Below are 20,473 nucleotides of genomic sequence, written 5' to 3' on the forward strand. Positions count from 1 at the left end.
CCTTCGCGCACCTGAAACCGAATTTAAGGACCCACAGATAATGGCTATCGAAATCAAAGCCCCCACCTTCCCGGAATCGGTTGCCGATGGCACCGTTGCCACCTGGCACAAAAAGCCGGGCGACGCCGTCAAGCGTGATGACCTGATCGTCGACATCGAAACCGACAAGGTTGTCCTGGAAGTGTTGGCCACTGCTGACGGCGTACTGGGCGCTATCGTCAAGAACGAAGGCGACACCGTTCTGTCCGACGAAGTCCTGGGCTCCATCGAAGCCGGCGGCGCTGCTGCCGCTCCAGCTCCTGCTGCTGCTCCGGCTGCTGCCCAAGCTGCTGCTCCTGCTGCTGAAGGCGAAGACGATCCTGTTGCTGCACCGGCTGCTCGCAAGCTGGCTGAAGAAAACGGCATCAACATCGCTTCCGTTGCCGGCACCGGCAAAGGCGGTCGTGTGACCAAGGAAGACGTGGTAGCAGCTGTTGCTGCCAAGAAAGCCGCTCCGGCTGCAGCGCCTGCCAAGGCTCCTGCACCGGCTGCTTCGGCTCCAGTGTTCGCGGCCGGCGATCGTGTTGAAAAACGCGTTCCAATGACCCGTCTGCGCGCCAAGGTTGCCGAGCGTCTGGTTGAAGCTCAGTCGAACATGGCGATGCTGACCACGTTCAACGAAGTCGACATGACCGAAGTCATGGCCCTGCGTTCGAAGTACAAGGACCTGTTCGAGAAGTCCCACAACGGCGTACGCCTGGGCTTCATGTCGTTCTTCGTCAAGGCCGCCACCGAAGCGCTGAAACGCTTCCCGGCAGTCAACGCGTCGATCGACGGTGCGGACATCGTTTACCACGGCTACGCCGACGTCGGTGTTGCCGTATCCAGCGACCGTGGCCTGGTTGTACCGGTTCTGCGTAACGCCGAACTGATGAGCCTGGCTGAAATCGAAGGCGGCATCGCCACCTTCGGCAAGAAGGCGCGTGACGGCAAACTGTCGATGGACGAAATGACCGGCGGTACGTTCACCATCACCAACGGTGGTACCTTCGGTTCGATGATGTCGACCCCGATCGTCAACCCGCCGCAAGCAGCTATCCTGGGCATGCACAACATTCTGCAGCGTCCTATGGCGATCAACGGTCAGGTCGTTATCCGTCCGATGATGTACCTGGCATTGTCCTACGATCACCGTCTGATCGATGGCAAAGAAGCTGTGACCTTCCTGGTTACCATCAAGAACCTGCTGGAAGACCCGGCTCGTTTGCTGCTGGATATCTGATAGAAGCAGCTGCAGGTTTCAAGCTTCAAGCTGCAAGCAATTGCAGCTTGGCTTGAGGCTTGCGGCTTCAAGCTTGTTGCCAAAAGAGGATTTTTTGAATGTCGCAGAAATTTGACGTAGTAGTGATTGGCGCGGGCCCTGGCGGCTACGTGGCTGCCATCAAAGCAGCGCAACTGGGCCTCTCCACTGCCTGCATCGAGAAATACACCGACAATGAAGGCAAACTTGCCCTCGGTGGTACTTGCCTGAACGTCGGCTGCATTCCATCCAAGGCGCTGCTGGACAGCTCCTGGAAATACAAGGAAGCCAAAGAAGGCTTCGCGATCCACGGTATCAATCACGCTGGCGTGACCATGGACGTGGCAGCGATGGTTGGCCGTAAAGCCAACATCGTCAAAGGCCTGACCTCCGGTGTTGCGACCCTGTTCAAAGCGAACGGCGTCACTTCGATCCAGGGCCACGGCAAACTGCTGGCCGGCAAGAAAGTCGAAGTGACCAAGCCTGACGGTTCGGTAGAAATCATTGAAGCCGAGAACGTGATTCTGGCTCCGGGCTCGCGTCCGATCGACATTCCACCGGCTCCGGTCGACCAGAAAGTGATCGTCGATTCGACTGGCGCTCTGGAATTCCAATCCGTGCCAAAACGCCTCGGTGTGATCGGCGCTGGTGTCATCGGTCTGGAACTGGGTTCGGTCTGGTCCCGTCTGGGCGCAGAAGTAACCGTTCTTGAAGCGCTGGACACCTTCCTGATGGCCGCTGATGCTGCCGTTTCCAAGGAAGCGCTGAAAACCCTGACCAAACAAGGTCTGGACATCAAGCTGGGCGCTCGCGTTACCGGTTCCAAAGTGAACGGCGACGAAGTCGTTGTGAACTACACCGATGCCAACGGCGAACAGAACATCACTTTCGACAAGCTGATCGTAGCCGTTGGTCGCCGTCCGGTGACCACTGATCTGCTGGCTGCCGATTGCGGCGTGACCCTCGACGAGCGCGGTTTCGTGCACGTTGACGATCACTGCGCCACCACCGTACCGGGCGTTTACGCGATCGGCGACGTGGTTCGCGGCATGATGCTGGCTCACAAAGCCTCGGAAGAGGGCATCATGGTTGTAGAACGCATCAAGGGCCACAAAGCCCAGATGAACTATGATTTGATCCCTTCGGTTATTTATACTCACCCGGAAATCGCGTGGGTTGGTAAAACCGAGCAGGCCTTGAAAGCTGAAGGCGTTGAAGTTAACGTCGGCACCTTCCCGTTCGCAGCCAGTGGCCGTGCCATGGCAGCCAACGATACCGGCGGTTTCGTGAAAGTCATTGCCGATGCCAAGACTGACCGCGTATTGGGCGTCCACGTGATTGGCCCGAGCGCTGCAGAATTGGTTCAGCAGGGCGCGATCGGTATGGAATTCGGCACCAGCGCTGAAGACCTGGGCATGATGGTTTTCTCCCATCCGACCCTGTCCGAAGCACTGCACGAAGCAGCCCTGGCTGTGAATGGCGGCGCCATCCACATCGCCAACCGCAAGAAGCGTTAAGACAATAAGAAACCACGGCGGTACGGCCCGTCGTGAGCCTTGCATGCAAGACTCACCGCGGAATGTCCGCTGGACGCAGTCTTGCGTAGCCCCGCTACGCAAGCAGCAGTCACAGGTGGTGCGGCACTTGAACAAGTGCAGCACCGAATGCGCAGTACCTAACGAAGACGGTAATAAGCATGAATCTTCACGAGTATCAGGGTAAGCAGCTGTTCGCTGAATACGGCCTGCCAGTTTCCACCGGCTACGCAGTAGACACCCCGGAAGCAGCAGCAGAAGCTTGCGACAAAATCGGCGGCACCGAGTGGGTTGTCAAAGCCCAGGTCCACGCTGGTGGTCGCGGTAAAGCGGGCGGCGTTAAGCTGGTTCGCAGCAAAGAAGACGCCAAGGCATTCGCTCAACAGTGGTTGGGCAAGCGTCTGGTGACTTACCAGACTGATGCCAATGGTCAGCCAGTCACCAAGATCCTGGTTGAATCGTGCACTGATATCGCTAAAGAGCTGTACCTGGGCGCTGTCGTTGACCGTTCGAGCCGTCGCATCGTGTTCATGGCTTCCACCGAAGGTGGCGTGGACATCGAGAAAATCGCTCACGACACTCCAGAAAAAATTCTGAAAGCCACTATCGATCCACTGGTTGGCGCACAGCCATTCCAGGGTCGCGAGCTGGCATTCCAGCTGGGTCTGGAAGGCAAGCAAGTTGCTCAGTTCGCCAAGATCTTCGTAGGTCTGGCCAAGCTGTTCAAGGATCACGACCTGGCCCTGCTGGAAGTGAACCCGCTGGTGATCAAGGCTGACGGCGATCTGCATTGCCTCGACGCCAAGATCAACATCGACGCCAACGCCATGTACCGTCAGCCTAAGCTGAAGACTTTCCACGATCCGTCGCAAGACGATCCGCGCGAAGCGCACGCTGCCAAGTTCGAACTGAACTACGTAGCGCTGGAAGGCAACATCGGTTGCATGGTCAACGGTGCTGGCCTGGCCATGGGTACCATGGACATCGTCAACCTGCATGGCGGCAAACCAGCCAACTTCCTCGACGTGGGCGGCGGTGCTACCAAAGAACGCGTTACCGAAGCGTTCAAGATCATCCTGTCCGACACTAACGTCGCTGCAGTACTGGTCAACATCTTCGGCGGCATCGTTCGTTGCGACATGATTGCCGAAGGCATCATCGGTGCAGTGAAAGAAGTCGGCGTGAAAATCCCGGTTGTTGTTCGCCTTGAAGGCAACAACGCTGAGCTGGGCGCTAAAGTACTGGCAGAAAGCGGTTTGAACATCATCGCTGCTACCAGCCTGACCGACGCTGCTCAACAAGTCGTTAAAGCTGCGGAGGGCAAATAATGAGCGTCCTGATCAATAAAGACACCAAAGTTATCTGCCAGGGTATTACCGGTTCGCAAGGTAGTTTCCACACCCAGCAAGCTCTGGAATACGGCACCAAGATGGTTGGCGGCGTAACTCCGGGCAAAGGCGGCACCGAGCACCTGGGCCTGCCAGTGTTCAACACCGTGAAAGACGCTGTAGCTGCCACTGGCGCCACCGCCAGCGTGATCTACGTTCCAGCTCCTTTCTGCAAGGACTCCATCCTGGAAGCAGCTTTCGGCGGCATCAAGCTGATCGTTTGCATCACTGAAGGCATTCCTACCCTGGACATGCTGGATGCCAAGGTCAAGTGCGACGAGCTGGGCGTAGTCCTGATCGGTCCTAACTGCCCAGGCGTGATCACTCCAGGCGAATGCAAGATCGGCATCATGCCAGGTCACATTCACTTGCCAGGCAAGGTCGGTATCGTTTCCCGTTCCGGCACCTTGACCTACGAAGCTGTGAAGCAAACCACTGACGCCGGTTTCGGTCAGTCGACTTGCGTCGGCATCGGCGGTGACCCGATTCCTGGTTCGAACTTCATCGACATCCTGAAGCTGTTCCAGGAAGACCCGAAGACCGAAGCGATCGTGATGATCGGTGAGATCGGCGGTTCGGCTGAAGAAGAAGCGGCTGCCTACATCAAGGCAAACGTGACCAAGCCGGTTGTTTCCTACATCGCTGGTGTGACTGCCCCTGCAGGCAAGCGCATGGGCCATGCTGGCGCAATCATCTCTGGCGGCAAAGGCACAGCAGACGAGAAGTTTGCTGCCCTGGAAGACGCAGGCGTGAAAACCGTGCGTTCGCTGGCAGACATCGGCAAGGCTTTGTCCGAGCTGACCGGTTGGGCGATGAAGTAAGCCTCGCGCTTAACTGACGCTTCACCAAACAAAGGCCACCTTCGGGTGGCCTTTGTTGTTTGCGAAGATCAAAAGATCGCAGCCTCGTTGCACTCGACAGCTCCTACAAGATTTCGTAGTAGGAGCTGTCGAGTGCAACGAGGCTGCGATCTTTTGACCTTTATATATGTAAACGCGACACGGAAATGTCGCGTATCGGAATGATCGCACCCTAACAGTGCGTTTGCCGGGCAAATTCGTTAGGCTAGCCGCCATTTTGCGTTTGCATCCCATAAGGAAGCGTCACGCTAAACGGGTCAGTCTTATACGGACCGACAGCATTTCCCTCACCCATAGGGAAATCCCTCTCTAAATTCCGATTCAGTAGTGTGGTATTTCCTTAATGAAAGTGTTGAAAGGCCAGGACATCCTGGCACTTGGTTTTATGACGTTTGCCCTGTTTGTCGGGGCCGGCAATATCATCTTCCCGCCTATCGTCGGTTTGCAGTCCGGGCCTCATGTCTGGATGGCGGCGCTGGGCTTTTTGATCACCGCCGTCGGTTTGCCGGTGATCACGGTCGTTGCGCTGGCCAAGGTCGGTGGTGGGATGGACGCCCTGAGCAGCCCGATCGGCAAAGTCGCCGGTGGCTTGCTGGCGGCCTCGTGCTACCTGGTCGTGGGACCACTGTTCGCCACGCCACGCACGGCGACCGTATCGTTCGAAGTCGGCCTGGCGCCGCTGACCGGCGAGAGCCCGTTAGCGTTGTTCCTCTACAGTTCGGTGTATTTCCTGCTGGTGTTCTTCATCTCGCTCTACCCGGGCCGTTTGCTGGACACCGTCGGACGTTTCCTCGCCCCGCTGAAGATCATCGCCCTGGCGGCCCTCGGCATTGCTGCGTTCGCCTTGCCTGCCGGTGATATCGGTGTGGCAACGCCGGAATATGTTGCGGCGCCATTCTCCCAAGGCTTCATCAATGGTTATCTGACCATGGATACCTTGGGCGCGCTGGTGTTCGGCATCGTCATCGTCAACGCGATCCGCTCGCGCGGCGTTGAATCGCCCGCGCTGATCACCCGTTACGCAATCATTGCCGGGCTGATTGCCGGCGTTGGCCTGGCGCTGGTATACGTCAGTCTGTTCCGCCTCGGTTCGGGCAGCCATGAAGTCGCGGCGGGCGCCACCAACGGCGCGGCGGTGTTGCACGCCTATGTTCAACACACCTTCGGTTCGTTGGGCAGCGGTTTCCTTGCCGTGCTGATCTCCCTGGCCTGCCTGGTCACGGCTGTCGGTCTGACCTGCGCCTGCGCCGAATACTTCAGCCGTGTGCTGCCGCTGTCCTACAAGACTCTGGTGATCATCCTGGCCGCGTTCTCCCTGGTGGTGTCCAACCTGGGCCTCACCAAGCTGATTGCGTTCTCGATCCCGGTACTGACCGCGATTTACCCGCCGTGCATCGCCCTGGTAGCGCTGAGCTTCTGCAAGGACTTCTGGCATGAGCAAGGACGCATCGTGGGGCCGGTGATGTTGGTCTCGTTCGTTTTCGGCACGATCGATGCGCTCAAGGGCGCAGGCCTGGCGGACTGGATGCCAACTCAGCTGTCCCACCTGCCGCTGAGTGCGCAGGGCCTGGCCTGGCTGGTGCCGTCGGTGATGACATTGGTGGTCGCCGTGGTTTGTGATCGTCTGCTGGGCAAGCGCGAAGAAGCGCTGGCCTAAGCCGCTTCAGGGCCCGCCATAAGCGGGCCTGGCAAGCAGAAACAGAAATGCCCCGTATCAATCGATACGGGGCATTTTTTATGTGCGCGATGCAGTGTCTTTTTCCTTGAGCTAACGTCGAAGCAGTGCGAACTCCTCGTGGGAGCAAACAGACTTGTTCCCACAAAATTTCGGTGTTCCACCTCTACATCACAAGGACCTGCATGTCGTTCATCCACGCCAACATCATCCACCTTCTCGCCGCGCTCTGGTTCGTCATCTGCTGGGGTGGCTACACCCGTTATGCCTCGTGGAAGGGCCGCGACACCGCGTGTCTGGCCAGCGTGCTGCACCTGTATCGCGAAGACTGGATGCGCCGCATGCTGCTGCGCGACAATCGTATCGCCGACGCCAGCGTGATTGGCAATCTGGAGCGCAACGCCTCCTTCTTCGCCTCCAGTACGCTCATTATCCTGGCTGGCATTCTCACCGTGCTGGGAGCCTCGGAAAGGGCTGTGTCGTTGCTGGCGGATATCCCGATGGTGCAGCAGGCGTCGCAAGGCATGTCAGAGATCAAGTTGCTCTGCCTGGCGCTGGTGTTTGTCTATGCGTTCTTCACGTTCAGCTGGTGCATGCGCCAGTACAACTTTGCGGCAATCCTGGTTGGCTCGGCACCGATGATCGGTGAGCGGCATGTGTCCGAGCAGGAGCGTAAAGCTTTCGCTTCCCGAGCGGCGCGGGTCATTTCCATGGCCGCGAACCAGTTCAACTTCGGCCTGCGTTCCTATTACTTCGGCATGACCATGCTGGCCTGGTTCGTCAGCCCGTGGCTGTTCATGTTGATGAGTGCCGGGGTAGTGCTGGTGTTGTATCGCCGGGAGTTTCATTCCGACGTTCTCGAGGTGATGGTCTATACCCCTACAGAGGCGCCATTGCCCGAGTTGAACAAAGAGGCTGCTTGATGAGTATTCCGTTCTGGTGTGTGTTTATCAGTGCATTGCTGATTTACGTGGCGCGTATGCCGGTGGCCAAGGCCATGAAAGAGCAGGGCGGTTACAACAATCACCTGCCGCGCGAGCAACAGGCGCACCTCACGGGCTTCGGCGCTCGCGCAGTGGCGGCGCATCAGAATTGCTTCGAGGCGTTCATCCTGTTTGCGGTCGGCGTGCTGATGGCGCATACCACCCAGACGGCGGGATGGCTGATCGATATGCTGGCAATCATCTTTGTGATTACCCGAATTATTTATTTACTGTGTTATTGGGCTGATCTGGCCTGGCAGCGGAGTCTGGTGTGGATTGTCGGATTTGTGTGTTCTTTGCTGCTAATGATTAGTCCGACTTTTAGAACCATTTTGCTCTAACCGGTTAAAAGGCAGGCAAAAGAAAACCCGCGCTTGGCGGGTTTTCTTTATCACGCTAAAAACTGATTTAGTTTTTAGGTGCTTCTTTTGCAGCTGCTGCGTTCGATTCAGCCTGAGCTTTGGCAGCTTCGGCGTTTTCTTTCGCAGCGTCGTTCACTTTATCCTGCGCTTTGTTCATATCTTGCTGAGCTTGCTCAGAGTGTTTGGCTGCATCTTGAGCTTTGTCCTCGGATTTTTTATCGCAGGCAGCGAGACCGAGGGAAGCGGTCAACATCAAGGCAATAGCTAAAGTCTTACGCATGGGGTGTTTCTCCTTATGGAAAATATCTACTTGCCCTTTCGAGCACAGCCCTCAGCGTTAAGTTCCTCAATTCGTTCAGATATATAAGATAATTCCCACGGGAACTTTTACCGAACACGCCAAGTGCGACGTCCGAAGACTAACAAGAGTTTTTATCTAATGGCCGAAAACCCCGTTTTTGAGCGTGCGACGCGATTCCTGTCGGCGCTGCGGCATTGTCAGGTACTCGGGCTGCGCGTTCACAGCGCCAGCAGCGAGGGACTGACGGTCGTCCTGCCCTACAGTCCGCAAATCGTCGGTAACCCACAAACCGGCGTCATCCATGGCGGGGCGTTGACAACGTTGATGGACACCGCGTGCGGCATGTCGACCCTCTGCGTACTGCCCGAATTTGAAGTTTGTCCGACCCTCGATTTGCGCATCGACTACATGCATGCCGCCGAGCCGCATAAGGATGTCTACGGTTTCGCCCAATGCTACCGGGTAACCACCGACGTAATCTTTGCTCGGGGCTTCGCTTATCAGGATGACCCCGAGCAGCCCATCGCGCATGTCGTCGGTACGTTTATGCGCATGGGCAAGGCCGTCAAAGGCACCAAGGGTTTTGGCGGCGTGATCGCCGGAGAGGCGAAATGACTGACACCTTCAAGGAACAACTTCAGCAGGCCCATGAGCGAGGGGACTATGCCTCGCTGCTACACCTGCTTCCCTACGCCAAGCTGATCGGCGTTGAGTGTTCGCGTGTCGGCGATGAATTGCTTTTTCGCCTGCCGGCCAACAAGGACAACATTGGTAACCCTTTATTGCCTGCAATACATGGCGGGGTGATCGCCGGGTTCATGGAGCTTAGTGCTGCGCTGCACCTGTTGATTTTCACCGGTTCGCCCGGTGTGCCGAAAATTATCGACTTCTCCCTGGACTATCTGCGCGCCGGGCAGTTTCGCGATACGTGGGCCCGCTGTCAGGTGTGCCGCCAGGGCCGGCGCGTCGCCAACGTAGCGATTACCGCCTGGCAAACCACCCAGGCCGAGCCGATTGCCACGGCCCGCGCCCATTTCAAAATTGAAGAGCCCTTGAAATCCTGAACTCAGCCCCAAACTCTGATGACAACCCGCCGCCGACCCTGATGGTCGTGGCCACTGCCATCTGATTGGAGTTTGATGACCATGAGTGTGGAAACTCAAAAGGAAACCCTGGGCTTCCAGACCGAGGTGAAGCAACTGCTGCACCTCATGATCCATTCGCTGTATTCCAACAAGGAAATTTTCCTTCGCGAATTGATCTCGAACGCCTCTGACGCTGTCGACAAATTACGTTTCGAAGCCCTGTCCAAGCCTGAGTTGCTGGAAGGTGGCGCCGAACTGAAAATCCGTGTGAGCTTCGACAAGGACGCGAAAACCGTCACCCTCGAAGACAACGGCATCGGCATGAGCCGCGAAGATGCGATCACCCATCTGGGCACCATCGCCAAATCCGGCACAGCCGACTTCATGAAACACCTGTCCGGCGATCAGAAGAAAGATTCGCACCTGATCGGTCAGTTTGGTGTGGGTTTCTACTCGGCTTTCATCGTTGCCGACAAAGTAGACGTGTTCAGCCGTCGTGCCGGTGCTGAAGCCAGCGAAGGCGTGCACTGGTCGTCCAAGGGCGAAGGCGATTTTGAAGTTGCCACCGTTGAGAAAGCCGAGCGCGGCACTCGTATTGTCCTGCACCTGAAGTCCGGTGAAGACGAGTTCGCCGATGGCTGGCGTCTGCGCAACATCATCAAGAAGTACTCCGACCACATCGCTTTGCCAATCGAGTTGCCCAAAGAAGTGGCTGCTGTCGAAGGCGAAGAGAAGCCGGCCGTTGAGTGGGAAACCGTCAACCGCGCCAGCGCTCTGTGGACCCGTCCTCGCACTGAAATCAAGGACGAGGAATACCAGGAGTTCTACAAACACATCGCTCACGATTTCGAAAATCCGCTGAGCTGGAGCCACAACAAGGTCGAAGGCAAGCTCGAATACAGCTCGCTGCTGTACGTGCCGACCCGTGCTCCGTTCGATCTGTACCAGCGTGAGGCGCCTAAAGGCCTGAAGCTGTACGTGCAGCGCGTGTTCGTCATGGACCAGGCGGAGTCGTTCCTGCCGCTGTACCTGCGCTTCATCAAAGGCGTGGTCGATTCCAACGACTTGTCGCTGAACGTATCGCGGGAAATCCTGCAGAAAGATCCGATCATCGATTCCATGAAGTCGGCGCTGACCAAGCGCGTTCTGGACATGCTGGAAAAACTGGCGAAGAACGAGCCTGAGCAATACAAGGGCTTCTGGAAGAACTTCGGTCAGGTCATGAAAGAAGGCCCGGCAGAAGACTTCGCCAACAAAGAGAAAATCGCCGGCCTGCTGCGTTTCGCATCGACCAGCGGTGATGACGGCGAACAGGTTGTAGGCCTGACCGAATACCTGGCTCGCGCCAAGGAAGGTCAGGACAAGATCTACTACCTGACCGGCGAAACCTACGCGCAAGTCAAAAACAGCCCGCACCTGGAAGTCTTCCGCAAGAAAGGCATCGAAGTGCTGCTGCTGACCGACCGTATCGACGAGTGGCTGATGAGCTACCTCAGCGATTTCGACGGCAAGAGCTTTGTCGACGTGGCGCGCGGTGACCTGGACCTGGGCAACCTTGACTCGGAAGAGGACAAGAAAGCCGCGGAAGAAGTCGCCAAGTCCAAAGAAGGTCTGGTTGAACGTCTGAAAACCGCACTGGGCGATTCCGTCGCTGAAGTACGGGTTTCCCACCGTCTGACCGACTCCCCGGCGATTCTGGCCATCGGCGAGCAGGACCTGGGCATGCAGATGCGTCAGATCCTCGAAGCCAGCGGCCAGAAGGTTCCGGATTCGAAGCCGATCTTCGAATTCAACCCGGCTCACCCGCTGATCGAGAAGCTCGACAACGAGCAGAGCGACGAGCGCTTCGGCGATCTGTCGCACATCCTCTTCGATCAGGCCGCGTTGGCAGCCGGCGATAGCTTGAAGGACCCGGCCGCGTATGTGCGCCGCCTCAACAAGCTGTTGGTTGAACTGTCGGTTTAACTGCGCTGTACAAAAAACCCGCTTCGGCGGGTTTTTTCATTCTGGGGTCATTAACTGGGAGTTTGTCATGAGCCAAATCACTATTCGTTCCGTCGTTTATCAGATTGATGGCCAGTCGTATGAAAGCCGTCTGGCCTTTGACGCTGACCATAAGGGCTCGCGCCCGGGTCTGTTGATGGCGCCGAACTGGATGGGCGTCAGCGCCGGTGCCGAGGCCATTGCCAAGTCCGTGGCGTCCAAGGGTTATGTGGTGTTGATCGCTGACCTGTACGGTCAAGCGGTGCGTCCGCAGAACGGCGACGAGGCGGGCGCAGCGATGATGCCGCTGAAGAATGACCGTGCGTTGCTACGTAAGCGCATGCAGGCGGCGTTCGAGCAGTTGCAAGGGCAGGGCGAGGCAGCCATCGATACTTCTAAACTGGCGACGTTCGGTTTCTGCTTCGGCGGTTGCTGTGCGCTGGAACTGGCCCGCACGGGCGCGCCGGTAAAAGCCGCCGTTTCGTTCCATGGCTCCCTGGATACGCCGAACGTCAACGATGCGAAAAACATCAAGGGCTCGGTGCTGGTGTTGCATGGCGCGTCCGATCCATTGGTGCCAAAAGAACAGCTACCGGCATTCGAAGAGGAAATGAATGCGGCGGGGGTGGATTGGCAATTGCTGAGCTACGGTGGCGCGGTGCATTCGTTTACCGATCCGCACGCGAATGTGCCGGGCAAGATGATGTATGACGCGAAGACAGCCGCTCGGGCGTTTACCTCGATGCACAATCTGTTGGATGAAGTGTTTAAAGCCTGATAGCTGCTTTCGGCCCTGATGCTGTCGGTGTGAGTGCCGGCCTCTTCGCGGGCAAGCCCGCTCCCACAGGTTCGCGGTGATCCTTGTGGGAGCGGGCTTGCCCGCGAAGGCGGTGTAACTAACGCCGAGGGTCCTGAGGCAATTCGATCCGCTCGGTTTCCCCCGGCACCGTCGGCCAATCCCCGGCAGCCCAGCGTCGGCGCGCTTCATCGATCGCTGCCGGATCGCTGGCCACAAAATTCCAGTTGATCCGCCGTGGGCCATCCAGCGGCGCCCCACCGAACAGCACGGCATGACTGTCACTCTCGGCAAACAACGTCATTTCCTCCCCGGCAGGCAAGACCACCAGCGAGTGCGGTTCCAGCTGCTCGCCCTCCAGCTGCACTTCTCCACTCAACACATACAGCGCCCGTTCTTCATGCTCGGTGGGAATCAGCAAGGTGGTCGCCGTTTGCAGGTTCAATTCCGCATACAGCGTAGGAGAAAGCACCGGGACCGGCGATTCCAGGCAGAAGCCTGACCCGGCAATCATCCGGATCTTCACCCCAAGGTTATCGCTGACCGGCAGCGTTGCCGCCGGATGATGGCTGTAGTGCCCCGGCCCCTGTTCATGTTTCTTGGGGGAGGCGAGCCAGATCTGCAAACCGTGCATCGTGAAGCCGCTTGCCTTCAAGGCTTCAGGCGTACGTTCGACATGCGCTATAGCGCTGCCCGCCGTCATCCAGCTGACATCACCGGCTTCCACCACCTGGTCGGAGCCGAGACTGTCCTTGTGCTGGATTTTCCCTTCGAACAAATAGGTGAGGGTGGACAGGCCGATATGCGGATGCTGGCGGATGTTCATGCCTTTACCCGGTGCATAACGGGTTTGGAGCATGTGATCGAAAAACACGAAAGGCCCGACGCTGCGGCACTGGGCGGACGGCAGCGGGCGCAGAATCGGCTGGCCTTCGACATCTTCGGCGCGAGGGCGGATCACGAGTGGCGTGTTCATGGTGCATTCCAGACTGAGCGGGTGACGCACGGAGCATAACCCGCTTGCGCAGCCGTTGCCGCTATTGGCTGAAGGCACCTTCTGACAGATGGGTTTCGATGCTGACTTCAGTGCTGGTCATCAGTTTATGCACCGGGCAACGATCCGCCACGCGGTGCAGCTCTTCGCGCTGAGCATCGGTGAGCACGCCCTTGAGGGTCAGTTTGACGTGCAAGGCGTATTTGCCTTTCTGCTCTTCGCTGTTGTCACGCTTGACCTCGACCGTCACGCCGGTCAGGGGAATGTCTTTCTTCTTCGCGTACATCTTCAGCGTCAGGGCCTTGCAGGCACCCAGAGCGGCATCGAAATAATCGTGTGGCTCAGGTGCCGAGCCTTCGCCGCCCGCCGAGACCGGCGCATCGGCAAACAGTTCGTGGTCATCGATCTGGACACTGTGGCGAAAACCATCGGCGGAAACGGTATTGACGGTAACGGTCATGGGAAACCTCGCAGGCATCAGGAAAGGACATTCGATCAAAAAAGACCTTGAAGGTATAGAGCATTGCAGCGCTTGCGCGTTCCACTTTCTTGCACGTTGCAATGCGCCGGCCATGTGACCGGCTGGCCGCGCAAGGTTGCGAATGAGGCAATCCGTGCCTATGTTCCATGCGAGGCATTACCGGCGACGGGCGCTGAAATCGTCGCCTGTTGCTGTCCATCCAATGCGGATTTTCGCAGTGAGGTTACGACATGCCAAACGACTCCCGCCCTGCCGTGCTCGAACTGATCGGCAATACGCCGCTGGTGCGCGTCAGCCGCTTCGATACCGGTCCTTGCACCCTGTTCCTCAAACTCGAATCACAGAATCCCGGCGGCTCGATCAAGGACCGTATCGGCCTGGCGATGATCGACGCCGCCGAGCGTGATGGCCGTCTGAAACCCGGTGGCACCATCGTCGAGGCCACCGCCGGCAACACCGGACTGGGTCTGGCTCTGGTCGGTCGCGCCAAGGGTTATCGGGTGGTGCTGGTCGTGCCGGACAAGATGTCCACCGAGAAGGTCTTGCACCTCAAGGCGATGGGCGCCGAAGTGCACATTACCCGCTCGGATGTCGGCAAGGGCCATCCCGATTATTACCAGGACGTGGCGGCGCGACTGGCGCAGGAAATTCCCGATGCGTTCTTCGCCGATCAATTCAACAACCCGGCCAACCCGCTGGCCCACGAGTGCAGCACCGCGCCGGAAATCTGGGCGCAGACCCAGCATGACCTCGATACCATTGTGGTCGGTGTCGGTTCGGCCGGCACGTTGACCGGCTTGACCCGTTTCTTTCAGCGCGTGCAACCGAACCTTGAGATGGTGTTGGCCGATCCGGTCGGTTCGGTGATGGCCGAATACAGTCGCAGTGGCACCCTCGGCAAGGCCGGCTCGTGGGCGGTGGAGGGCATCGGTGAAGACTTCATTCCGTCGATTGCCGACCTGTCCAGCGTGCGCCACGCCTATTCGATCAGCGATGAGGAAAGCTTCGATCACGCCCGTCAATTGCTGCGCGCCGAAGGCATTCTCGGTGGCTCGTCGACAGGCACATTGTTGGCGGCAGCGCTGCGTTATTGCCGCGAGCAAACCGAGCCCAAGCGCGTGGTCAGCTTCGTCTGCGACACCGGCACCCGCTACCTGTCGAAGGTCTACAACGATCAGTGGATGAACGATCAAGGCCTGTTGCAGTACAAGCGCTACGGCGACTTGCGCGACCTGATCGCGCGGCGTTTCGAGGATGGCCGGGTGATCAGCGTCGGCCCGGACGACACGCTGCTGACGGCTTTCCAGCGCATGCGCCTGGCGGATGTGTCGCAACTGCCAGTGTTGGCGGACGGAAAGCGTTTGGTCGGCGTGATCGATGAGTCCGACATTCTGCTGGGCGTACACGAAGACGCTTCGCACTTGCGCATGCCTGTGGCCAGCGCCATGACCGAGACGTTGCAAACCCTGCCTGCCGCCGCCAGTCTCGCCGAACTGCAAGCGGAGCTTGATCGCGGGCTGGTGGCGATCATCGCCGATGCCTCGGGGTTCCACGGTTTGATTACCCGAGTCGACATGCTCAATCACTTACGGAGATCCCTTAAATGAGTCAACACGATGAAACCGCTGCGCCACGTGCCTTCGGCACCCGTGTGATCCATGCCGGGCAGACCCCGGACCCTACCACCGGCGCGTTAATGCCGCCGATATACGCCAACTCCACTTATTTGCAGCAGAGTCCCGGCGTGCACAAGGGCTTCGATTACGGGCGTTCGCACAACCCGACGCGCTTTGCACTGGAACGTTGTGTGGCGGACCTTGAAAGCGGCACCCAGGCGTTCGCGTTCGCCTCCGGGCTGGCGGCGATTTCCACGGTGCTGGAGTTGCTCGACGCGGGCTCGCACATTGTTTCCGGCAATGATTTGTATGGCGGCACTTTTCGACTATTCGACAAGGTACGCAAACGCAGTGCCGGGCATCGGTTCAGTTTCGTCGATCTGACGGACCTGGCGGGATTCGAAGCGGCACTGCAGCCCGAGACGAAAATGGTCTGGGTCGAGACACCCAGTAATCCGTTGCTGAGCCTTACGGACCTTGCCGCTGTCGCGCGTATCTGCCGCCAGCGGGGCATCATCTGTGTTGCTGACAACACGTTTGCCAGCCCTTGGATACAGCGTCCGCTGGAGCTGGGCTTCGACATCGTGCTGCACTCGACCACCAAGTACCTCAATGGTCACTCCGACGTGATCGGCGGCATCGCGGTAGTCGGGCAGAACCCGGAACTGGCCGAGCGCCTGGGTTTCCTGCAGAACTCGGTTGGCGCAATCGCCGGGCCGTTCGATGCGTTCCTGACCTTGCGTGGGGTGAAAACCCTGGCGCTGCGCATGGAGCGCCATTGCAGCAACGCGCTGGAGCTGGCGCAATGGCTGGAGCGTCAGCCGCAGGTGGCGCGCGTCTACTATCCGGGTTTGCCCTCGCACCCGCAGCACGAACTGGCCCGGCAGCAGATGCGCGGATTCGGCGGGATGATTTCCCTTGATCTGAACAGCGACCTGGCTGGGGCCCGGCGCTTCCTTGAAAACGTGCAGATATTCGCTTTGGCCGAGAGCCTGGGCGGGGTCGAAAGCCTGATCGAGCACCCGGCGATCATGACCCACGCCACCATCCCGGTGGAGACCCGCGCGCAGCTTGGCATTGGCGATGCGCTGGTGCGTTTGTCCGTGGGGGTCGAGGATGTCGAAGACCTGCGCGCCGATCTGGCCCAGGCGTTGGCGAAGATCTGAAAAACAGCAGGCATAAAAAATCCGGAATCCTTGGTGGATTCCGGATTCTTGTGTCGAACCGGATCAGCTGCCTTTGACAGCCTTGCCGTTGACCGTACCGTCCAGGAGCATGATGTTGTACTCCTTGCCGTCGGTTTCAACCTGTTGCAGGCGGACCAGCAGGTAATCCCAGTCCTTGGCGAACCACAGGACAGTGGTGCGCTTGTTTTGTGTCGGGTCGCGCACACGCTCGACCTTGATCGCATCGATGTTGCCAGCCTTGGTCTCGACCTTTTCCGAGCCCAGCACGCGGAAATCGTAGGTGTCGACGTCGTTGCCGTCAACGACCTGGTAGCTCATGCTTTTTTTGCCGGCGGCGACGTCGTGCTGCAACGCCAGCTGATAAGTGGATTTGTCGACCATGCCAGTGTTTAGCGGGACCTTGACCGGGTCGCCGCGATCCGTGCCAGTGACCATCTTGGTGGTCCAGTCGAAATCCAGATTCGACTTCTTGGCTTTGCCCAGGCCGCTGCGTTCAAAGTTGTAGGACTGAGGCAGCAGAGTGCCCTTGTCCAGGGTCAGGGTGCTTTCTTCGGTCAGGCTGGCGATCATCATCGACGCCTTGAAGCTGAGCTTCCAGGCCCCGTTGGCTTGCTTGGTCAGGCTGCGTTCAGCGGTGCCGCTCATGGGCAGCTGTTTCCAGTCGGCAGTGTAGCTGGCGGAGAAGGGTTGAAGTTCTGCAGCCTGCGCAAACGGCAGGGCGAGCAGAGCGCAAGCGAAGAGCAGGGCGCGACGCATAAAATCTCCTAGGTTCGAATCAAGTGGCCGCTGGCCGCGAGTAACTTTCCATCCAGTAAAGCACCTTGCTCTCCGAGCGCTAAACGCCCTTCGGCAAACCAGCGTACGGCCATTGGGTAGATCAGGTGTTCCTGAGCATGGACCCGCTGCGCCAGACTTTGCGGCGAGTCATGCAACTCTACCGGTATTACTGCCTGTACGACCAGTGGTCCGCCATCGAGTTCCTCGGTGACGAAGTGAACCGAGCAGCCGTGCTCGGTGTCGCCGGCCTCCAGCGCACGCTGATGAGTGTGTAACCCTTTGTATTTGGGCAGCAGCGAGGGATGGATATTGAGCAGGCGACCCGCGTAGTGGCGCACGAAGTCAGCGCTGAGAATGCGCATGAAACCGGCCAGTACAACGAGTTTGGGGTTGAAGGCGTCGATCAGTTCGATCAGCGCGGCATCGAAGGCCTCGCGGCCTTCGTAAGCCTTGTGATCCAGGAAGCGGGTTTCGATACCCGCGTCCCTGGCGCGTTGCAGGCCGTAGGCGTCGGCGCGGTTGGAAATCACCGCAGCGATGCGGACCGGGCTGTCGCCGGTCCGCGTGCTGTCGATCAAGGCCTGCAAGTTACTGCCGGTGCCGGACAACAGCACCACCACATCACAGGTCTGGGACATCAATGAGCCTTGAGGTTCTTCAGTTCAACCTGGGCTGCGCCTTCGGCAGCGGTGGCGATCTGACCGATGACCCAAGGCTGCTCGCCGGCTTCACGCAGCACGTTCAGCGCGGTTTCAACGTGCTCTTGAGCGACGCAGATGACCATGCCCACGCCGCAGTTCAGTACGCGGTGCATTTCGTTTTCGTCGACGTTGCCTTTCTCTTGCAGCCAGTCGAACACGGCAGGACGGGTCCAGCTCGCAACGTCAACCACCGCTTGGGCGCCTTTTGGCAGCACGCGCGGGATGTTGTCCAGCAGGCCACCACCGGTGATGTGGGCCATGGCCTTGACCGCGCCGGTGTCCTTGATCAGCTTGAGCAGCGGCTTCACGTAGATGCGGGTCGGGGCCATCAGCAGGTCGGTCAGCGGTTTGCCGTCGAGCTGGATGTTTTCGATGTCGGCACCGGACACTTCGATGATCTTGCGGATCAGCGAGTAACCGTTGGAGTGCGGACCGGAAGATGGCAGGGCCAGCAGGGCATCGCCGGCAGCAACTTTGGAACCGTCGATGATTTCGGATTTTTCCACGACGCCGACGCAGAAGCCGGCCAGGTCGTAGTCTTCGCCTTCATACATGCCTGGCATTTCAGCGGTTTCGCCGCCAACCAGGGAGCAGCCGGACAATTCGCAGCCTGCACCGATGCCGGTCACGACCTGGGTCGCGGTTTCGACGTTGAGTTTGCCGGTGGCGTAGTAATCGAGGAAGAACAACGGCTCGGCGCCGCAGACCACCAGGTCGTTAACGCACATGGCCACCAGATCGATGCCGATGCTGTCGTGCTTGTTCAGGTTCAGTGCCAGGCGCAGCTTGGTGCCCACACCGTCGGTGCCGGAAACCAGCACGGGCTGCTTGTAGCCGGCCGGGATTTCGCAGAGGGCGCCGAAACCGCCCAGGCCGCCCATGACTTCCGGGCGCGCAGTGCGCTTGGCGACGCTCTTGATGCGTTCGACCAATGCTTCACCGGCGTCGATGTCTACACCGGCGTCCTTGTAGCTCAGGGAGGGTTGCTTGCTCATGATCCAGGCCTTTAGGGGGGATTCAGGGGTAACGACCGAGTCCAGTGGGACCGCCGAAACAAACGAAGGCGAGTGCCGTCCGCGAATTTCAGGGTGCCCGGCTGTTGCCGGTCTGCGAAGGCGCGCGATTTTATCAGGCTTGAGGGGCAGCGGCCATCCTCAGGCCGACGGCAGGGGCATATCGGTTGAAAAAAACCGTTATTGCCCATGTTGGTCGCAACCTTGATGGCTGTATAAGGTATCGCGATTAACCGTCTATCGTTATGACAGTGCGAAAACTTCGTCAGATCGTGGTGAATGTTTTGCGCAGGGCCGTGGTCACAGCCTTGCTCGATCGTCTTCATGCGGTCTGTTCCAGCCGCTCTTGTCGTCAGGAATCTTCCATGCGTTTTATTTCCAGATATGTGTTTGCAGGCTGTTTATCACTGGTCAGCCTGGCGAGTCATGCCGATACCGTCAAAGGCCTTTATCAGGTGCGCGAGCCTGTCAGCAGTCAATCGACCGAGGAGCGTGACCAGGCGACCCAGCGCGCGCTGGACACTCTGGTACTGCGCCTGACAGGCGATCCGAAGGCGGTACAAAGCCCGGGGCTGGCCCCGCTGCGCAAGGACCCGCAGCAGATCATCAGTCAGTACGGTTTTGACGCCGGTCCGCCGCAAGTGCTGAAGGTCGATTTCGACCCGGCCACCACCGAGCAGGCGCTGCGCCGGGCCGGACTGTCGTTGTGGGGAGCGAATCGGCCGTCGATTCTGGGCTGGTGGCTGACCGACTCCGCGGAGGGTTCCAGCCTGGTGGGCGATGGCCAGGCCAGCGCTGCGCCGCTGCGTCGCGCTGCTCAACACCGTGGTCTGCCGCTGCGATTGCCGTTGGCGGACCTGAGCGAGCAATTGGTCGCCACTGCGCCAAATCTTGAAGGTACGGATGCGACGCCACTGCGCGCTGCATCGGACCGTTACAACGCTGACGCCTTGCTCGCGGTGCATGCCCGTGAAGAGGGCGGCCAGTGGCAGGCCAAGTGGAATTTGTGGCTGGGTGACAAGAAAGAGGCGGGCAGCGTGCAGGGCGCGGATCAGGCCGCTGTAGCCGATGCGGTGATGCTGGCAGTCAGTGAGCGACTGGCGCCGCGGTTTGTCGTCAAGCCGGGTGCTTCGGGAGAACAATTGCTGGAAGTTCAGGGCATGAACCTGGAGCGATACGCCGCGCTCGGACGCTTGCTGGAGCCCTTTGGTGCGCATCTGCAAAGCGTTGACGGAGAGCGCATTCTTTATCGGGTCAGTGGCAGCGTTGAGCAGTTGCGTTCGCAGCTGTCTCTGGCGAAGTTGCAAGAGGTTCCGGCCGGTCAGGCACCCGCACCGGCGACGCCTGTGCAGCCGCTGGCCGATGGTTCGGCGCCTGCGGTCGCGCCAACCCCGGCACCGGTGCCGCAGTTGCGATTCCGTTGGTAAGGTTTTCTTTCTTTATATAGATGCATATGG

General features: G+C 58.9%; 20 protein-coding genes. 14 read left to right on the forward strand and 6 right to left on the reverse strand.

The genetic code is table 11. The features are described from left to right. Positions 1-40 precede the first annotated feature (40 nt). From odhB to BLQ41_RS13755, 7 genes are all read left to right on the forward strand, one after another. Positions 41-1,261 (forward strand): 2-oxoglutarate dehydrogenase complex dihydrolipoyllysine-residue succinyltransferase, encoded by a 1,221-nt coding sequence (gene odhB / locus BLQ41_RS13725; protein ID WP_090181636.1) that lies wholly within the window; start codon positions 41-43, stop codon positions 1,259-1,261. A 98-nt stretch (positions 1,262-1,359) separates the two neighbouring features. Continuing rightward, positions 1,360-2,796, forward strand: coding sequence for a dihydrolipoyl dehydrogenase (gene lpdA, locus BLQ41_RS13730; protein WP_090181638.1), 1,437 nt, complete (start codon positions 1,360-1,362; stop codon positions 2,794-2,796). Between the two features lie 179 nt (positions 2,797-2,975). Beyond that, a complete protein-coding gene (sucC, locus tag BLQ41_RS13735; RefSeq protein WP_007898980.1) occupies positions 2,976-4,142 on the forward strand; it encodes an ADP-forming succinate--CoA ligase subunit beta in 1,167 nt (388 codons plus the stop codon). Continuing rightward, a complete protein-coding gene (sucD, locus tag BLQ41_RS13740) occupies positions 4,142-5,023 on the forward strand; it encodes a succinate--CoA ligase subunit alpha (protein WP_090181640.1) in 882 nt (293 codons plus the stop codon). The genes sucC and sucD overlap by 1 nt, the downstream gene beginning before the upstream one ends. Before the next feature lie 382 nt (positions 5,024-5,405). Beyond that, the gene (gene brnQ, locus BLQ41_RS13745; protein WP_090181641.1) at positions 5,406-6,719 is read left to right on the forward strand and encodes a branched-chain amino acid transport system II carrier protein; all 1,314 of its coding nucleotides are present in this window, start codon (positions 5,406-5,408) and stop codon (positions 6,717-6,719) included. Positions 6,720-6,922: 203 nt separating this feature from the next. Further along, complete coding sequence (locus tag BLQ41_RS13750; RefSeq protein WP_090181643.1) at positions 6,923-7,660, forward strand: DUF599 domain-containing protein; 738 nt, start codon at positions 6,923-6,925, stop codon at positions 7,658-7,660. Beyond that, entirely contained in the window at positions 7,660-8,061 is a 402-nt protein-coding gene (locus tag BLQ41_RS13755; protein ID WP_090181646.1) for an MAPEG family protein, read from the forward strand. Before BLQ41_RS13750 ends, BLQ41_RS13755 begins: the two co-directional genes overlap by 1 nt. 67 nt (positions 8,062-8,128) lie before the next feature. Here BLQ41_RS13755 and BLQ41_RS13760 read toward each other — a convergent pair whose 3' ends face one another. Next, on the reverse strand, positions 8,129-8,362 hold the full coding sequence (locus BLQ41_RS13760) for a hypothetical protein (RefSeq protein WP_090181648.1): 234 nt from the start codon (positions 8,360-8,362) through the stop codon (positions 8,129-8,131). A 159-nt stretch (positions 8,363-8,521) separates the two neighbouring features. On the opposite strand from BLQ41_RS13760, the gene BLQ41_RS13765 reads away from it, so the two are divergent. The 4 genes from BLQ41_RS13765 to BLQ41_RS13780 all read left to right on the forward strand — a co-directional run bounded on the left by BLQ41_RS13765 (position 8,522) and on the right by BLQ41_RS13780 (position 12,229). Further along, a complete protein-coding gene (locus tag BLQ41_RS13765) occupies positions 8,522-8,998 on the forward strand; it encodes a PaaI family thioesterase (RefSeq protein WP_090181649.1) in 477 nt (158 codons plus the stop codon). Further along, complete coding sequence (locus tag BLQ41_RS13770) at positions 8,995-9,447, forward strand: PaaI family thioesterase (protein WP_090181651.1); 453 nt, start codon at positions 8,995-8,997, stop codon at positions 9,445-9,447. The genes BLQ41_RS13765 and BLQ41_RS13770 overlap by 4 nt, the downstream gene beginning before the upstream one ends. Positions 9,448-9,528: 81 nt before the next feature. Further along, positions 9,529-11,433, forward strand: coding sequence for a molecular chaperone HtpG (gene htpG / locus BLQ41_RS13775; protein ID WP_090188535.1), 1,905 nt, complete (start codon positions 9,529-9,531; stop codon positions 11,431-11,433). Between the two features lie 67 nt (positions 11,434-11,500). Then, positions 11,501-12,229, forward strand: a complete 729-nt coding sequence (locus BLQ41_RS13780) for a dienelactone hydrolase family protein (RefSeq protein ID WP_090181653.1) — start codon at positions 11,501-11,503, stop codon at positions 12,227-12,229. Positions 12,230-12,347: 118 nt separating this feature from the next. On the opposite strand, the gene BLQ41_RS13785 is transcribed toward BLQ41_RS13780, so the two are convergent. Together BLQ41_RS13785 and BLQ41_RS13790 are read right to left on the reverse strand one after the other, a co-directional pair. Continuing rightward, a complete protein-coding gene (locus tag BLQ41_RS13785; protein WP_090181655.1) occupies positions 12,348-13,223 on the reverse strand; it encodes a pirin family protein in 876 nt (291 codons plus the stop codon). A gap of 61 nt (positions 13,224-13,284) precedes the next feature. Then, a complete protein-coding gene (locus tag BLQ41_RS13790) occupies positions 13,285-13,701 on the reverse strand; it encodes an OsmC family protein (protein ID WP_090181657.1) in 417 nt (138 codons plus the stop codon). A gap of 251 nt (positions 13,702-13,952) precedes the next feature. Here BLQ41_RS13790 and BLQ41_RS13795 point away from each other — a divergent pair, with 251 nt between their 5' ends. Beyond that, entirely contained in the window at positions 13,953-15,329 is a 1,377-nt protein-coding gene (locus BLQ41_RS13795) for a pyridoxal-phosphate dependent enzyme (protein ID WP_090181659.1), read from the forward strand. Then, positions 15,326-16,504: a cystathionine gamma-synthase gene (locus tag BLQ41_RS13800; RefSeq protein ID WP_090181661.1), complete on the forward strand. Its 1,179-nt coding sequence runs from the start codon at positions 15,326-15,328 to the stop codon at positions 16,502-16,504. Before BLQ41_RS13795 ends, BLQ41_RS13800 begins: the two co-directional genes overlap by 4 nt. A 63-nt stretch (positions 16,505-16,567) precedes the next feature. On the opposite strand, the gene BLQ41_RS13805 is transcribed toward BLQ41_RS13800, so the two are convergent. From BLQ41_RS13805 to purM, 3 genes are read right to left on the reverse strand one after another with little or no spacing between them, the layout of a single operon-like run. Continuing rightward, positions 16,568-17,281, reverse strand: a complete 714-nt coding sequence (locus BLQ41_RS13805) for a DUF3108 domain-containing protein (RefSeq protein WP_090181663.1) — start codon at positions 17,279-17,281, stop codon at positions 16,568-16,570. 8 nt (positions 17,282-17,289) lie between these two features. Further along, positions 17,290-17,940 (reverse strand): phosphoribosylglycinamide formyltransferase, encoded by a 651-nt coding sequence (gene purN / locus BLQ41_RS13810; RefSeq protein ID WP_090181666.1) that lies wholly within the window; start codon positions 17,938-17,940, stop codon positions 17,290-17,292. After that, entirely contained in the window at positions 17,940-18,998 is a 1,059-nt protein-coding gene (gene purM, locus BLQ41_RS13815; protein ID WP_010456810.1) for a phosphoribosylformylglycinamidine cyclo-ligase, read from the reverse strand. Before purM ends, purN begins: the two co-directional genes overlap by 1 nt. Before the next feature lie 383 nt (positions 18,999-19,381). Between purM and BLQ41_RS13820 the strand changes: the two genes are divergently transcribed. Then, positions 19,382-20,443, forward strand: a complete 1,062-nt coding sequence (locus tag BLQ41_RS13820; protein ID WP_090181668.1) for a DUF2066 domain-containing protein — start codon at positions 19,382-19,384, stop codon at positions 20,441-20,443. The last annotated feature ends 30 nt before the right edge of the window (positions 20,444-20,473 follow it).

Origin of the sequence: Pseudomonas arsenicoxydans (assembly GCF_900103875.1) — a bacterium.
In the GTDB taxonomy this organism is placed as follows: domain Bacteria; phylum Pseudomonadota; class Gammaproteobacteria; order Pseudomonadales; family Pseudomonadaceae; genus Aquipseudomonas; species Aquipseudomonas arsenicoxydans.